15 protein-coding genes are annotated in these 14,557 nt (G+C 60.9%); 7 read left to right on the forward strand and 8 right to left on the reverse strand.

Annotated features, from left to right (window positions below; all coding sequences use genetic code 11):
- Positions 1 to 397 precede the first annotated feature (397 nt).
- Positions 398 to 682, forward strand: a complete 285-nt coding sequence (locus GD429_RS26055; protein ID WP_152861154.1) for a hypothetical protein — start codon at positions 398 to 400, stop codon at positions 680 to 682.
- Between the two features lie 94 nt (positions 683 to 776).
- On the opposite strand, the gene tssF is transcribed toward GD429_RS26055, so the two are convergent.
- From tssF to GD429_RS26095, 8 genes are all read right to left on the reverse strand, one after another.
- Complete coding sequence (gene tssF, locus GD429_RS26060; protein WP_152861156.1) at positions 777 to 2,654, reverse strand: type VI secretion system baseplate subunit TssF; 1,878 nt, start codon at positions 2,652 to 2,654, stop codon at positions 777 to 779.
- A 4-nt stretch (positions 2,655 to 2,658) separates the two neighbouring features.
- Entirely contained in the window at positions 2,659 to 3,798 is a 1,140-nt protein-coding gene (locus GD429_RS26065; RefSeq protein ID WP_152861158.1) for a hypothetical protein, read from the reverse strand.
- 11 nt (positions 3,799 to 3,809) lie between these two features.
- Positions 3,810 to 4,070: a PAAR domain-containing protein gene (locus tag GD429_RS26070; RefSeq protein WP_152861248.1), complete on the reverse strand. Its 261-nt coding sequence runs from the start codon at positions 4,068 to 4,070 to the stop codon at positions 3,810 to 3,812.
- Positions 4,071 to 4,139: 69 nt separating this feature from the next.
- Complete coding sequence (locus tag GD429_RS26075) at positions 4,140 to 4,631, reverse strand: hypothetical protein (RefSeq protein ID WP_152861160.1); 492 nt, start codon at positions 4,629 to 4,631, stop codon at positions 4,140 to 4,142.
- A 9-nt stretch (positions 4,632 to 4,640) separates the two neighbouring features.
- Positions 4,641 to 5,717: a DUF6708 domain-containing protein gene (locus GD429_RS26080; protein WP_152861162.1), complete on the reverse strand. Its 1,077-nt coding sequence runs from the start codon at positions 5,715 to 5,717 to the stop codon at positions 4,641 to 4,643.
- Between the two features lie 18 nt (positions 5,718 to 5,735).
- Positions 5,736 to 8,303 (reverse strand): T6SS effector BTH_I2691 family protein, encoded by a 2,568-nt coding sequence (locus GD429_RS26085; protein WP_152861164.1) that lies wholly within the window; start codon positions 8,301 to 8,303, stop codon positions 5,736 to 5,738.
- Between the two features lie 40 nt (positions 8,304 to 8,343).
- Positions 8,344 to 9,096 carry a DUF4123 domain-containing protein gene (locus GD429_RS26090; RefSeq protein ID WP_227791749.1) on the reverse strand — a complete coding sequence of 251 codons (753 nt, stop codon included), beginning with the start codon at positions 9,094 to 9,096 and terminating at the stop codon, positions 8,344 to 8,346.
- 11 nt (positions 9,097 to 9,107) lie between these two features.
- Positions 9,108 to 11,579, reverse strand: a complete 2,472-nt coding sequence (locus GD429_RS26095) for a type VI secretion system Vgr family protein (protein WP_152861166.1) — start codon at positions 11,577 to 11,579, stop codon at positions 9,108 to 9,110.
- A 763-nt stretch (positions 11,580 to 12,342) separates the two neighbouring features.
- Here GD429_RS26095 and GD429_RS26100 point away from each other — a divergent pair.
- The 6 genes from GD429_RS26100 to GD429_RS26125 all read left to right on the forward strand — a co-directional run bounded on the left by GD429_RS26100 (position 12,343) and on the right by GD429_RS26125 (position 14,438).
- Positions 12,343 to 12,534, forward strand: coding sequence for a helix-turn-helix transcriptional regulator (locus GD429_RS26100; protein WP_152861168.1), 192 nt, complete (start codon positions 12,343 to 12,345; stop codon positions 12,532 to 12,534).
- A complete protein-coding gene (locus GD429_RS26105; protein WP_152861170.1) occupies positions 12,531 to 13,055 on the forward strand; it encodes a hypothetical protein in 525 nt (174 codons plus the stop codon). The genes GD429_RS26100 and GD429_RS26105 overlap by 4 nt, the downstream gene beginning before the upstream one ends.
- A 329-nt stretch (positions 13,056 to 13,384) precedes the next feature.
- Positions 13,385 to 13,558, forward strand: coding sequence for a hypothetical protein (locus GD429_RS26110; protein ID WP_152861172.1), 174 nt, complete (start codon positions 13,385 to 13,387; stop codon positions 13,556 to 13,558).
- Positions 13,551 to 13,763 (forward strand): hypothetical protein, encoded by a 213-nt coding sequence (locus GD429_RS26115; RefSeq protein WP_227791750.1) that lies wholly within the window; start codon positions 13,551 to 13,553, stop codon positions 13,761 to 13,763. The genes GD429_RS26110 and GD429_RS26115 overlap by 8 nt, the downstream gene beginning before the upstream one ends.
- Positions 13,756 to 14,103: a hypothetical protein gene (locus GD429_RS26120; protein ID WP_152861174.1), complete on the forward strand. Its 348-nt coding sequence runs from the start codon at positions 13,756 to 13,758 to the stop codon at positions 14,101 to 14,103. The genes GD429_RS26115 and GD429_RS26120 overlap by 8 nt, the downstream gene beginning before the upstream one ends.
- 8 nt (positions 14,104 to 14,111) lie before the next feature.
- A complete protein-coding gene (locus GD429_RS26125) occupies positions 14,112 to 14,438 on the forward strand; it encodes a hypothetical protein (RefSeq protein WP_152861176.1) in 327 nt (108 codons plus the stop codon).
- Positions 14,439 to 14,557: the final 119 nt, after the last annotated feature.

The raw sequence follows: 14,557 nt of genomic DNA on the forward strand, positions 1-14,557 counted from the left end.
CATAACTGCGAGCGCTCCCCGCGTTGATTTGCTTCAATCGCGCCCCTTGTTTCATCAGACGAATTGGCCTGTACGTCGACAGGGGGGCATGCTAGAGTCAATGCGCTACCAAAACAGCGGTAGTGTGGGCTTGGCAGCCTGCTAAATTGGAAACCCGCACGCCTGCTTCGGCAGGTCGTGCGTCTGCTTCTGCACGCCTGTTTACGGGCGGGCCGTGGCGGGGAGGCCCTTCGGGGCCTGCCGGTGCGTGGTTTCCAAGCCGGTCTGCCAACCTCGTTATCGTGCCCGCCCACCTCATTTTCATCGCGTGTTGGCGCGGGCTTAACCCCAAGTAGAGGGCGGGCCAAACGTGACACCTGATGACAAATTCCCTACCGCGCCCCACGCGCGCGACCCCATGCTTCCCCGCGACGTCGCTGTACTCGAAAGCGCGGTGCAGTCCGCGCTGGAGTCGTTCCAACACGTCGCGACACACTATTCCAGATTGAGTGCCATCGCCCGCTTCGCGCTACACGTCGAAATGCGCGACGAGGATCGACGCTACGTGTTGCAAGCGATACGCGAACTCACTGAGCTGGGAGAAGAAGACTTGCAGCGGCGACACGACGCGCTGCGCTTGACGGCTTCGCGATACTGGCTGGCCCGGTATGGCGGCGAGGCAAACCGTTCGACGCGGCACTGAATGTGATACATCTTTAACGCAAGGTGGGGCGATCGCAATTTGATGCCGTCTCCACTTCACACCTTTATCCGATTGCGATGAGACCGGCTCGCGATCAGATCAGCGGCTGCGTGCCGGGCGTGGCCGCGCCTCGCGTCAGTTCCTGGCCGGTCTGCGCCGAACGGACCACCAGTTGAACATAACTGTTCGTCGGCCCGTACGGTGCGAAGAACCGTTCGAGCAGTTTCGTGAACACGACCAGGCTAACTTCGCGCAGCGCGGTCTCGTCAAGCGACAACATGATTTCGATGCCGCGCACGAACGACGGGAACTGATTATCCAGCGACATCCATTTGATCGCCGGCTTGTAGTCCAGATCGGTGATCGCGTCGATCCAGCGCTGCACGAGCGGCGTCGTCCGCACCGCGTGGAGCCGCAGGAATGCTTTCAGACCCGACATGCCGTCGCGCGTCAGATCCAGCGGATGCGGCGACAACGTCGACAGCACGCGCCACAACGCGCCGTTGCCGCGCGGCAGCTCGGCCGTCAATGTCGGTCGAGTGATCAACTGAATCGGGCAATCCAGCGCCTTGCTTTCGAGCAGCAAATCGCCCACCGAATTGCCGATCGACAAGCGTGCCGGCAGGTCGCGATTGGTCACCGTCGTCACCACATCGATTTGCGGCAGCTTCGGCCGGGCCGACTGTCCGTCCAGTCCGACCAGCGACAGCATCATGATTTGACGACTGGGCGATCCCGCGTCGCGATCACGAAACGCGACCCAATAGACCGCCGCCGAATCAGGGCGTGGATCGTGACTCAGCGCCTGATAGGGTCGCACCAAGGTTCTAGGCCGATCGCTGTCGAGCGACACGTCCTCGTCTTTGTCCTTCTTCTTGGACAGCTCGCCCAGATAGACCGCGTCGACCGAATACACGCCGAGCGGCGAATGTTTCGCCAGTCGCATGGGCTGAACCGAATAGGCATCCCGCCCCTTCAACACAATGGGCTGGGCCGGTTGAGAGAAGAGATTCACGACCGGCGTGCAAAACAGCTTGAACGCCGTTGCGTCAAGTGACGCGAGCGCCAGCGCAGCGATCGAATCGGCCGGCGTATCGCGCAATACGACATGCAAGGTCAGTTCCCGAGCTTCAGGGGCGCTTGCTGCCCGCCGCACACGGCCGATGTCGAGATCGACGAAATCGAACAACTCGGGAAACGCGAAGTATTCCAGCAAGTAGCGGTAGGTGGTCGCGGTGCGGCTGGTGGTTCTGCTGCCCGGTAGCAAGCGATCGTCATCGGCGAAACCGACCGGCTCAAACGGCACCTTCGATATGGCCCGCCAGCGCCCACATTGATCAACCTCAACATACGCGGCGGCCGCGCGCAGAAGCAAAGCATCCAGCAGCGACGAGACAAACGGCCGCTCGCCTGAAAGGTAGACCCGTATGGGGCCGTCAGTGATGGCCGCTGTGAACGGGCCGGCAGCCGACGTGAAACTGATCGACAGCACGCCAGTTGCGTCGGCTGGCAATCTCACGGCCGACGGTGCCAGCGTCGTCGGTGCATACCGAGCGGACCGGATTTGCAATGGCGAGATCGTCACGTCGTAGGCCGACCGGAATCGCACCGGGGCCGTGCGTGCATTCAGCTCCACGCCACGCGGCACGACGACCGGCTCTGTCAGTTGACCGACGATCGCCCGTGGTTCGAATCGGGCAATCGCGCACGATGGCACCGTGCGCAGATAATGCGGGTGGACAACCTCAAGCAGCGCTTCGGTGAATTCGGGATAGTCGTCGGCCAGCTTCGAATCGAGGTGCGCGGCAAGAAACGAAAAAGTCTGAATCAGACGCGCCACATGCGGATCGTCGGTCCGGCCGCTTTGGATGCCGAGCCGAGCGGCGATCTTCGGATAGCGGATCGCGAAATCGCCCAATGCCCGCGCGAACAACCCGAGTTCATATTCGTAATGCGACAGCAGGTGATCCATTCAGCTACAGCCCCAGTCGGTCGGGACGCACCAGCGTTGGGCCGACGAAGATAAGTTTGCGCAATGCCGCTTGTGGGCCGTATGGCTGCATCCGGAAGTGCGGTCGCCGCCAGTGGCCACTTACTTCGCGCTGCGCACTGTCCGATGGGACTGATCCGGCCGCCTCGGCGTCGAGAATCGCGGGGCCGACGATGTGGCGATCGTAGAGCTGTTCGATTTCGGCGAGCCGTTCCGTGCGCTTACGCTTGCCAAGTCCCGGAAAGTGTCGCGGCGCGTTCGAATAAGCGCGATCGTGGACGACCTGCGCATCACGTGCGTTGAGGTACAACAACATCTTGATCGCGTAGTCCAGGGCGTCGCGCCAGAACCGCTGAGCGTCAGGCGGATCGGGCATTCCGTCAGCCGCAGGCCGCTGGAACAAGTCGTCCACCAATTCACGGATCGTCTTGTCGGGGTCTTCCAGCGGCAGCGTAATCGAATCCATCGTCGCGCCGTCATCAGGACCGCCGGCCATTAGCCATGTCGCAAACCCAATCGACCGGTCGTTCTTGAAAATCGCGATCGCCTCGATGTCGCCGGCCTGTTTCCAGCGGGTAGGTTCGGGAATGATGCACAGCGTATCGGTCGGCATTTTGAGCATGCCGATCGGCACATCCTCCGCGATATAGGCGGCGTCGAGCAGGCGGTGCAGCGGTGGGGTCGGCTCGTAAAATGCTCCTTTGCGTACCTCGAATGCCAGCCACACGGCGCTGTATTGAGCGACCCCGGTGAGTATGTCGGGCGGGCGGCCGTCAGCGCCGTGCGGCAAGAGGTCCCGCGTAAAGCGATCGAAATAGCGCGTCAGTCGCAGGATACCGTGCGAGCGCAGCATCTCGGTGAGCGTCGGCGACGCCACTCGGTCTGTTGCGGCCCGCAGCGCGTCCCACGCGGCGAGCGCACCCGTAACCCGATAGCGAACCGGTCCAGGCAGGCGAGCGAGCTTCGGATCGGTAACGGCATCGCCCGAGCGCATCAGCGCGGTCACGAGCCGCTGGCGAATATCGGCGCGCAGCGCTTGACGCTGGGCCTCGGATATCAAGACGGGGGGGCGGGACGACGCCCCCGGCAAAGTTACTTTCTCCACCCGACCTACCGAACCGCTCATGCGCGATACCTCTATTTAAGCGACGAAATCAGCCGCGCCCCACACTCCGTCAGATCGTCGTGAAAGGCGACCGGCGTGCCGTGATGGTTGCGGGTACTGTCTTGCGGAATGATCCTGAACTGCCCGCCACACTTTGGGCACCATGTCAGGTGATCCTTCAGCGCAACCGGTACACCCAGCGCCGTCAAATCGTCGCTTGCGGTGATCACTTCGCCGCCGTGGGTCGTCTTGTCGTGCAAGCGGATCACGCCTCGTCCGTTTTCATCCTTCATCATCCTTTCCGCATCGTTTGCATTGTCATGCTGTTGAACAAGCGAGACCTGATCGGTCCTGCATCCAGGTCAACCGTCGCTCTTCGGAGCGACTCCGCTAAAAGTTTTCGGATGCTGAGCATTGGTGCAAACTCGATTCCATCCGGAGAATTCGAACGCCGTCGCGTACCTGCCTCCACTGCTTTCATCACGAATGCCGTAATTCAACTCAGGCTTCTCCAGGTTGAGTGGGCCATAGTCGGCGAGAGACGGATCATCCGAATGGGCCACATAGATAAAGCGCACTCGAACTGGTTTGCCATCCTGTTTTTTGTAGGTAGCGTATCCACAAATGAACGTGCGCTTGTAGTTCGGCGTTTGACTTATTCCATGCAAATCGGGAGTGCTTTCGTATAAGTCGAAAAACTCGATGTCCTGGTCATCGGACAGTGCTACCCGAACCGCTTTTTCCGCAGCATCGTATTTTGCGGACGCATTTGGCGTGCATCCGACGAACAACGCAAGCGCGGTGGCTAGCGTCGCTACGATTCGCCTTTCTGTCATGCCGGAAACCCTCGTCATCAATTACCGTTAGCTACGGGCCGCCGCATGCATCATGTTGGCACCAGGATTCTCGAGCCAAGCTGCTGCACACATTCTGCCATCGGGTTCTCCCACCCAGTCTTCGACCCGTGCTTTCGGATCATTCGGGTACTCGCCGCGCTGTTGGGCCAGCACGGTATCGCCCCATCCGACAGGCGTTCCGGAGCGGGGTTCCGCGTAAGGATCGTCGGGAGCGATCGCAGAGATTTGCTCGATCGCGGCAGGCCAGACGGGATCGCGGCACGTTGCATTCGCAAGGATTCGCATGACGGTGAAAACCAGAATCAGCGGCATCATCAACAGACGAATGAAGACCGGCGCACGCATCCCAAAGCTATACAACGAAAACAGGAACGATTCACGCGGCGTCTCATGCTGCGTGTGAAACAGCATCGGCTTGGGCAAGCCGTTCGGGCCGTCGTTCATATATGCGCGCCAGTAGTTCCACTGCGCGAGTGCCATTTCTACCTGCCGCTTGCCGGTCCATTCCCGACCGATCGAGAAAACACGGATGACATTGCCGTGGTCGTCGACCGTATAGTGCCGAATGTGGAAGATCGTGCCGAAGGACGTGTCCTCGCGGTGCAAACAAAAGATCGAATCGTCAGTCCACGGTGCTTCCCAAACGACATCACCCTCGCCGGACTTGGCAAAGAAGCGGCGAGCACGAATCGCAAACAGCTTGCGGGTGTCACGATGAAAGCGGATCGGGCGATAGCGCAATCCAAAGAACAGGCCGCGCCCGAGTTTCCATACTATTGTGCCGAAAAGGGCTATTGGGATAATCGCTACGCAATTAAATACAAACATCCAAAACGCAGGAGCTGGATCGGCGTGCGTTACGAGATAGATATATGGACCAATTCCAATACCCAAAAAGGCCACTACAGCGCCGGTAATGAACCACTGTCGTTCGAGAAAGGACGGCTCGATTACGTCCATGTAGGTTGAATTGACGCTGAACGTTGCCCCGAAATCCTGAACGTCTGGACCGACAGCTCGATTGATCGGCAGGCGATGCGCCAGATCCCACTCCGGTACTGGTTTGCCGATGCATTTTTTCATGACGCGCTCGTCCACGTGTCAGCCTCCCGCCGCCGAGTTAAATGCCTTGAGTTCCGCCTCAAGCGAATCGTAGTGTTCCCCCTTGCTGAACTTGCAGCGTGATACCCAGTCTTTGAGCGCCGACGCTTTGAAAAGCGCGATCGCAATACCCACTAAGATGGATAGGACCAAGGCAGGCCAGAACAGGGGCAGGCTGAAGAATGCAGCAACCGCAACGTACACGCCTAGAACTCCGCTGAAAGCGTAGAGAGTAGTCAGACCATATTCTTTATTGGCATATGACTCTGGCATGTTCTTGAAGATGTCATATCCGGCTAGCACGATACCTGCGAGCGCACCAAGGCCGCGGCCGACCTTCGCTCCGACTTCGGCCCATTCGCTTGCACCGGCCCACTGCTTCATGATGAACGCCGATAGCGGATGAGCCGGCGCTTTCGCCACGGTTTCCGACGCGGTTTCAATGACGGTCCCGACGATCGAAACGACAGCGCCGACCGCCTTCAGACCGGTTTCGCCTTGACTAAACTGATCGCTGCCCGCCCAATCTTTCGCCGCGAAGGTGAGCGTCGCCATCTGGAATATCACCGTCACGACGCCGAGATTGAACTCCCGGGCCGAGCCGAGCCACTTCTTGGCGGTATCCACGCCAGGAACCCTGACGGCCTTGATCGCGCTAGCCTCTAGTTTCCCGTCCCGAACCAGCGCGTCGACGTCCATCTCGTACGCGACGACATTCGGATCACTTGGTGGTGCCGTCCTCAGGACCTGTTTCCCGACTTGGGTTGCCGATGCACGCTGTTCGGTCCGGTTGCCGTCCAGTTTGACACCCAACTCCCTGGCTTGCTGTAAAGCCCAGTCGCGAATGGCAAGCTTGCTGACTTGTGACGGTTTGAGTCGAACACCAGACTGTATCGCCAAACGAATGGTCACGAAGCCGAGCGCGGCACCGCGTGTGGCCTTCGTGAGTACGCCAACGATCTGATTGGCTGTCGTCACGATGAGCCGATCGCGCAGGTTGGCTGCGTTGCCAAGATTTTCGATCTTCTTGAACGCTTCCTTGTAGAGGTTCAGGAAGTTCTCGTACTGGATATCAGAACCGTGCACCTGTGCATCCGCCGCTTTCATCAGCGTGTCCTGATTGAACATCAGGGCGCGCGCGTACAGATTGCGGATGTTCGACGCCTGACCGTTCAGCCAGTCGTCGAGAGCTTTCTTGCAGGGCTCAGTACCGACTGCCGAGCCGATCACCTGTGCACACGACTCACTGTACGCATAGCCGCTTCGGAGATCCTGCGAATCGTGAACACCAGCCATCCATTCGGCGAGTAATTGCGACTTGAGCCAATCCGCATGCGCTTGCACTAGCGGCTGCCACTTCGGCTTGAAGGCTTCGAGCGCTCGCTGATACTCCTGCGGGAAGTGTTTCACCGCATCCTCATCGAGCACGCTGGTTCGTTTTCCATCGGGACCGACCTTGAACGCTGCTTCCTCCCACGCCTCATTCGCTGCCTCTTCCTGTGTTGCGGGGACGTTCTCTGTCTTGCGCTCTTCCTCCTTGACCGCCTGTTCAAAACTTCCCGTCCTAATCCAGGAGCGCATCACGTGGAAAAACCCGATCGCATCCGGCGCGATTGGTGCGCCGACCTTCATATTGACCGCATTGGCGTCCGCGATGGTTTTCGATGTTCCATAGGTCAGTCCGGTCACGGTCTTCGCATTCGCTCGGATTCCCGCTTCAGCACGTTCGAGCAGTTGCGCCGATGTCCACTTCCAATACACCTGTTCGTCGAAACCGTTGTTCAGGTTGGGAACCGTCAGTTCCGCAAGATCGTTAGTGAGGCCGACAGGGTCGTTGACCGCGACCACAAAGCCTTTCTTGTTGGGCGACTCGGCCATCGCATCACCGATTCGTTTGGCGACGTTCCGCTGACGTAGGCGAATCTCGTCCTTGGGCGCGCGGTTGCTAAAGCCAAACGCAGCCTTCATCGCCTGAGCGTCCATCGCGAAATGCGCGATCTTGCTCTGGGTGGCTTGAAATTCGCCCGTATCGGTCGCGCCCCCGGCCAGCATCGCGGGAACGTTGATGCACTGCATATGCTGCTTGCGCCAAGCGGCGTCATTGATTTTGTTGTGTGCGAGGTCCTTGGTCCATCGCACATTCGACCAGCCAATCCAGAGGTTGGTCGCTTCGTCACTGCCGGGCGTGTGTTCGACGCTCACACAACGGCCAAACGATTCGAAAGCCAAGTCTCCGTTCATCGCGCAGCCTTGGGTAAGCGCGTTCTCCGCGTCGCCCGGTGGCGGCGTCACGTCCGGCGGGAAATTCCACATGATCCCATCGTCAAGAACCATATAGGCGGCCAGCTTCTTCCGCTTCTCATCGTACGTGTACAGATAGCCAGGACGCAATGCGCGCAGCGTGTACTTGGCGGTGGCAACGGCCTGAGGGGCGCGCCCGTCGATCCGAAAATTGCCGGACAGGGCCGGCGCTTTGGATGCGCCACGTGGGCACGCGATCGCGTATCGGACGGGATAGATCAGCAGCGACTGGCGATCGCAAAGCGGACAGCCTTTAGTGGTCGGCATGGGTTGATCCTCGGAATTTCATGGTATGAAGTGACAGTCTTTATTCGGTCGCGAAAGCGTGCCGCATACGTTGAACCGCATCCTCGACGAGCGCATCGGTGGTCATCGCGTCCTGTCCGCCCGCCGAGCACAAGACCCCATCGAGCGCAGCCGGCAACTGCGCTGCCTGATCGACCGACAGTAGCGGCAGCCGGCGGCGAATCTGGTCGGCGATCTCGCTGCGGTTGATGCGTGGCCACTGGTCAAGGCGCGGCCAGCCCGACGATTGATCGTCCGACGGCACAATTTCGGCACCTAGGCCGGCGCTGCGCCAGCGATGGCCGGCCCAAGCGAAGCACCATTCGTGGACGGGTCCCAAGAGGGCCAGCCGCTGGGTCGGATCGAACACCGCCAGCGTGAGGCTCAAGACACGCGGATCGTAGTACCGCCAGAACACTGGCTGCCCGTCCTCGCCGGGACCGACCAGATACCGCGCGATGTGTTCGGCGAGCGCATCGACATCCACGGCGCTGTTGATCCACGCGCAAATTGCGGGCGGTCGTTCAACCTCCGGTTCCTCTTGCCATCGTTCGGTCGCAATCCGTCGCCCCTCCAGATCGAGCGCGGCGAGGTCGATCAACCGTGGCATCAGTTCTTCGCGATGGGCCAGCGCGCGTGGCGTGCAGGCACGCATGTCGAGCGCGGCTAGATCAGGCACGTGCGCGAGCGTCGCAGGTTCCACCAGCAGGAATCCGGTCGTCATCAATTCCTGATGATCGGGGACAGCCTGCATCGGAGGCGCGGGTGTTTTCATTTGGTCATCCATCAGGCGAGCGCGATCGACGCTTGGCCGGTTTGTGCGGCACCGTCAGCCAATTGCGAGCACAAGTCCGATCCGGGGAACTGCGCCGGCATGCTCTGCGGCCCCACCGTATCGTGGCTGCCCGCATGAATCTTGTTCTCGCCGGGCGTGTAACCCACGATACCTTTCGCGCTCACTTCGAGCTGGCTATTACCGGCCGTCAAGCGAATGCCCTGCTTCGCGGTGATGTTGATCCAGTCCGTCGTGCTGATGATCGACAGGACCTTCTTCGCGAGCAGCTCCAGCTCGTCGTTTTCCGCATGCACCTGCACCTTGCCGCTCGCCGCAATTAGCTTCATGCCCATCTTGTGCACGAACAGCGAGAACTTGTCCGATACGCTGGCGAAGAACGATTTGCCCGTCGCGACCGACACGCTTTCGCCGGCCGTGACCGCTACGTGCTGCCCGCCCGTGACGTGCGCCGTCGCGGGCGTCGTGACGGCGATGCCGGCCGCGCCAGCCAATAGCAGATGCGCTTCATTGAGTTCAGGGAAGTCGCCCTTGTCACTGCTGCCCGTCGCACCCGCGCCCTGGATACCATCCACCTGCGATTTCAGCGCGTCGGCGATCGGTGTCTGGTCCGCTCCGTTGTCCTGCGCCTGATAGTGCTGCGCGAGCTTTGCCGATTGCGCATGTAACGTTTGCGCTTTGGTCAGGCGCGATACCGGTTCGCCAACGTCAGAGAGGTGCCCTTGCGCGGCGGGACGCACCTCGGTGCTAATCACCATGCCCTTGCCGGTGCGGATCGCGCCAACCTCGTCGGTACGCAGCTCGAAGCCCTCGCCCCGGGCGTCCTTGCGCCCCTGCCAATCCTCGATGCGAGTGATCTTGCCCAGCGACAACTGGCTCGCCGCATGGTCGGACCGAAGTTGCGCCTGAATGGCGTTCGCCGTATCGTCGAAAATCAGGTGATTGCTGCGGCCGGACGACGCATTGCCGTCCGCACCGTTCAGTTCCCGACTGCGAAGGCCCATCAGCGCATTCTCGTCCGGCAACTTCCACGACGGTACGTTGCGCGCGTTCATCACGCGGCCCGTGATAATCGGGTGGTCCGGATTGCCGTCGAGCCATTGCACGATCACTTCGGAACCGATACGGGGCAGCGCTGCCATTCCCTGACCACCACCGGCCCAGCCGCTTGCGACCCGCACCCATGTCGAATACTTGCCGTCGCGATCCCAGTGGAATTGAACCAGCACGCGGCCGTGTTCGTCGGTGTGAATGCTCGTGCCTGACTGGCCGACGACAGTCGCTGTCTGCGGCGCGAGAATCTTCGTGTCGACGCTGTTGAAGCCACGTCCGGGCCGCCACGGGGTTGCCTTGGGTACGCACGTGAACTCGTTGCGGTATTCCGCCAGCACGCCCGTATCCTGCAAATAGTTGTTGGTCGCCACGTGCCGAACCGAGACGATCAGGTATTCATCGTCACTCTGATCGCGGCTCAGCGCCGAGCCGTAACGGTCCGTCAGTCGGAACCAGCGCCCCGGCTGCACGAAGCGATTGTTGCCCTTCGCATCGAAGCGCTTGATCGTCGCTTCGATTTCCTCCATCCGGCGATTGACGACCTGATAGCCATGCTCCATGTTCCGATAGCCGTATGCGCCGGCGTACTCGTTCCATTCAAGCTGCGGCAGCGCGGCTTCCGGGCTCGACAGGCTCGTTTGAACGTGGGTCGGCGTCGGGCTCTTGAAGTCGAAACGGGACAGTTCCGCCTGCGTTGACGTGGTCTGCTGGAACGGAGACCAGCTCAGAATGCTGTCCGATTCCTCTGCACCCATGCCATTGTGGAAGCGAATTTCGTGAACCTTGCCGTCAATCGCGGGCGCGGCGCGCGTCGGATCGGAGACGGTCAGCTTGTGCGACGTGGCCGTGTGCTCGTACCAGTACAGATAGCCCGCGTGTTCCCAGCGCCGATGAAGGTAATTGTGATCGTCTTCGTCGAACTGGCAGGCCATCGTCATGCGCGGATCGTCTTCGCCGACCTGCCATGCCCAGTCGGGCAACACGCCGTAGTCCTGGAAGACCGTCGCTGTCTGGTCGTGCAGGTTCTGATCGAGGAACAGGCGATTGTGCTGGCTGAACTTCAGGTAGCGCAGCCACGGACCCACATGCGCCTCATAGAACACCCAGCCTCCGTCCGTGCGAACGTGCCGAAACGCGAAGATATGGCCGTTGAAATATCGGTGGCTGCCGTCGCCGCGTGCCAAGCTGGCCGTCACGCGCTTGCCGATGAAATCCTTCGGCGCAAGATGATCGTTATCCGACAGGATTTCGATCTTGTACGCGAAATCCTTCGATAGCGCTTCGACCGCATCGAATGCGTTCGGCAGCAGGATTCTGTAAGGCGCGTTATCGTCCGGAAAGCTGATTTGCACTTGCCGGTTGTGCTGCGGGCCCAGCGCAAGGTCTCTCAGGGCTTGTGCCGTGTTCTGCATTGTTCTTATCCCTTGATCCGGGCGCGAAGTGTCGCTGGGCCGCCCGTGCGCCCTGGAATGCGCCGGCAAAGCGGGATTCGACAATGCTCGTGTTCGTCCCGACGTGCCGCGATAAGCTCAGACGTATACCACAAAGCCCCTCGAAGGCCCACGGCGAAAATTGTCAGGGATGTTGAAAACGGCTAACGACGGCTGAGTGATGCGACTGGCGGGTTTGTTCGATTTCGGATGCCATCGACAACGGAAAAGCTGAATCCCCGTCCAATACCGCACGGCACCTCAACGAACTTAACGGGACAAATGGGTCACGATGATCCGGTAGCGCCTGGGCAGCCGCACCGAAAGAGTGCTTTTAGGGGCGCACCCCTTTCGATATAATTACGCCCTTGTCGGCACTCAGACGAACGCCTGTGACCCTTATGGGCTATACGTTTGGGGGTAGAAAGCGCGGGAAAGCTTGGTTCAAGCAGACTGCGCCAAGCCGACAGAAGAGGTGCCGGGAGCGTGCTACCAACACAACCCCCGGCGATTTTTTGGCTTGGGAGCCTGTTCCGTGGAGGGAACGCCACAGCTATCACATCTTTGTGGAAGATAGTGAAGCACTGTAGTCGATGCGAACAATAAGGGGGCAGGCGCGCCGCGTCAAGCCCTTGCGCGCGCCATGCGTGGATTTTCATCGCCTACGATTTTTCGATAGTGCTGAGATTTTATACAGTGCTGTCGCCGTTCCCTCCTTCGGAGCAGGCCGTTTTCTAGGTGGAAAATGGTTTTCAAACTGCTTCGTCTTGTCGGCGTGCTCGATACCGTCGGCGTCAAGAAAACAACGCTGTATCGCTGGATTCGCGAGGGCAAGTTTCCAGCGCCGGTCCAGTTAGGTAGCCGTAGCGTCGGCTGGCGCGCGACGGACGTCCAGCAATGGGTCGAATCCCGTCAGTCCACGCGGGGGCAAGTATGAGCACGCACGCCCCACTGATCAGTCGCGGCGGCCCGTATGGTCGCGCGATGGGCGCGGCCGTCACGGCCCGCGACGCCGCGTTCGTGCGTTGCCACGACGCCCGACTCCGCAAGCTCGCCGGCATCCTCGACGACATCGAGGGGTGCTTCTGGAATCGTGGCGACGACGCCGGCAAGCTGGTTGCGATCGCCGTCACGCTCGCCTCGACGCTCGCGCTCGAAGCCCCGCGTCTGACGACAAAGCAACTTGGCACCGCCTGCGAGAAGTTCGTCCAGGCGATCGCCGCTGCCGAACAGGATTCAGCGAACTATCGTCGTCGGCAGTATCGACAACTGCGCAAAGCCTATCGTGCGCTTTACGACGACATCGATGCACAGTGCACGGACGTGACGCGCCGCTTGGAAGTCAGCGCGCTGCTGCGCGGCGTCGCGCTCGGCCAATCACTGGCGCAGGGCAGCTCGCAACTGGATATCGAACAGCTCAAGCTGGCGACCGCGGTGCTCAAGGGGGAGGCCGCCTGATGCTCGCCCAAAGTCACTTTGCACTCGGCAATACGCGGCGAGGGATGTCGCGATTTGCGTCGTCCGGCATCGCGCGGTATCCTGTGTGCGTCGCTGAAACAGCAGCGTCCGGGCGTGGAACCCCGATCAATCGAAGCGCACAGCCGCGCAGAGCGGCTTTTTTGTGCGTACCGCCTTCGCGCGCCTTTTTCTATGGGCGGGCCTTGGTAGGGACGGCTTTGGCCGTGCCGGTTTCTTCGGTTGCCGGTGTTCCAACCCTGCCAATGTGCCCGCCCACCCCCGTTTGGAACCGGGATGCGGGCCTCAACGTCAACCGAAGAGGTCGCACCATGCGCCAGTCCACGCACGCCCATACCGGGCAATCTCAAGTCATCCAGTCGATCATCCGTTGCGCCTTGCGCGACGCGGCAACCGCCGACACATATCAGTCCGCACTCGACGCAACCGGCGCAGCACTGGCCGCCATCGCGGCGCTCGTCCGTGCAGAGGCGCGGCATGGCTAATCAGGGTTTGTTGCAAGAAGCCTCCATGATCGCCGCATGCGCGGCCGATCAGTTCGCCAATCTCGAAGCCTTGTTCGACGCCATTCGTCAGCATCTTGACGAGTTCACCTACGAGCGTTCGCTGGTCGAAATGGGCCGCGACGTGGCGAGCCAGTACTCGGCCAGCATGCGTCGCCTGTCGAAGCCGGAGGTGAACCATGTCTGAGCAACGCATCCGCACCGCCGTTGTCGACGGATTCGACAATGCACCGCCGCTCGATACGGGCGCACCAATCGAACTGCAATTCGCGGTCGACCTGGGGGCGATCTGTGCCGATGCATGGCTCGACCTGAAGGGTAACGTGCGCCTGCACGACTATGCGGCACATCAGGCCGCTGCGTTCATGCGCGGGCTGGAGACGGCCATGCAGGAGGCGGGCGAGGTCGACGCGCACCGCGTCGCAGTTAGCCGGCAAGCATTCGCGGCCGGCCTGATGGGGCGCGTGCAACAGCACCTGTTCGCCGCGCTCGGCCTCGTTACGCGCGAACCGCGCACGACGCACTGAGGGGAACCATGGCAAAGACGAACAAGAGAACCATGCAACCGCTCGCGTCGCACTTCGTGGCCGAAGTGAACCGGCCGGACGGCAATCGCATCGGCACGCGGATCAGTGACGCGATGGAGCTGCTGGACAGCCTGCAATGGGCGGCGCACAAAGCCATGTCCGACGACGACTACTGGCTGGTGTTGAGCCTGTTCCGCGCGTCCCTGCCGTCGATCGGTGCGGCACTGGAGGCCGCCAACGACGCCCTTGGCGAGTCGCGGCTCGGCCGCTACGTCTACAGCAACGACGTCACGGCCGGCGGGGCGGTTCTGTCGGTGCCTCGCGCGGCCGGCTAACGCTCCCGCGCGAGCCATCGTCGCATCATTCAATTCTTCGCGCGTCGGATCGCTGCTTGCCCGATATGGACTACTAATCGGAGAGTCGGCCGGCGCGCGTCCAGTGGGAACCTATGAGT

The sequence above is a fragment of the Burkholderia sp. BE17 genome, from assembly GCF_009362305.1.
Classification (GTDB): Bacteria; Pseudomonadota; Gammaproteobacteria; order Burkholderiales; family Burkholderiaceae; genus Burkholderia; species Burkholderia pyrrocinia_C.

Coding starts and splice junctions, on each gene's coding strand:
- GD429_RS26100 (WP_152861168.1), top strand. CDS start 12,343: ATGGTTTTCAAACTGCTTCGTCTTGTCGGCGTGCTCGATACCGTCGGC.
- GD429_RS26065 (WP_152861158.1), bottom strand. CDS start 3,798: ATGAGCGGTTCGGTAGGTCGGGTGGAGAAAGTAACTTTGCCGGGGGCG.
- GD429_RS26070 (WP_152861248.1), bottom strand. CDS start 4,070: ATGAAGGATGAAAACGGACGAGGCGTGATCCGCTTGCACGACAAGACG.
- GD429_RS26090 (WP_227791749.1), bottom strand. CDS start 9,096: ATGAAAACACCCGCGCCTCCGATGCAGGCTGTCCCCGATCATCAGGAA.
- GD429_RS26085 (WP_152861164.1), bottom strand. CDS start 8,303: ATGCCGACCACTAAAGGCTGTCCGCTTTGCGATCGCCAGTCGCTGCTG.
- GD429_RS26125 (WP_152861176.1), top strand. CDS start 14,112: ATGGCAAAGACGAACAAGAGAACCATGCAACCGCTCGCGTCGCACTTC.
- GD429_RS26120 (WP_152861174.1), top strand. CDS start 13,756: ATGTCTGAGCAACGCATCCGCACCGCCGTTGTCGACGGATTCGACAAT.
- GD429_RS26105 (WP_152861170.1), top strand. CDS start 12,531: ATGAGCACGCACGCCCCACTGATCAGTCGCGGCGGCCCGTATGGTCGC.
- GD429_RS26095 (WP_152861166.1), bottom strand. CDS start 11,579: ATGCAGAACACGGCACAAGCCCTGAGAGACCTTGCGCTGGGCCCGCAG.
- GD429_RS26115 (WP_227791750.1), top strand. CDS start 13,551: ATGGCTAATCAGGGTTTGTTGCAAGAAGCCTCCATGATCGCCGCATGC.
- tssF (WP_152861156.1), bottom strand. CDS start 2,654: ATGGATCACCTGCTGTCGCATTACGAATATGAACTCGGGTTGTTCGCG.
- GD429_RS26055 (WP_152861154.1), top strand. CDS start 398: ATGCTTCCCCGCGACGTCGCTGTACTCGAAAGCGCGGTGCAGTCCGCG.
- GD429_RS26080 (WP_152861162.1), bottom strand. CDS start 5,717: ATGAAAAAATGCATCGGCAAACCAGTACCGGAGTGGGATCTGGCGCAT.
- GD429_RS26075 (WP_152861160.1), bottom strand. CDS start 4,631: ATGACGAGGGTTTCCGGCATGACAGAAAGGCGAATCGTAGCGACGCTA.
- GD429_RS26110 (WP_152861172.1), top strand. CDS start 13,385: ATGCGCCAGTCCACGCACGCCCATACCGGGCAATCTCAAGTCATCCAG.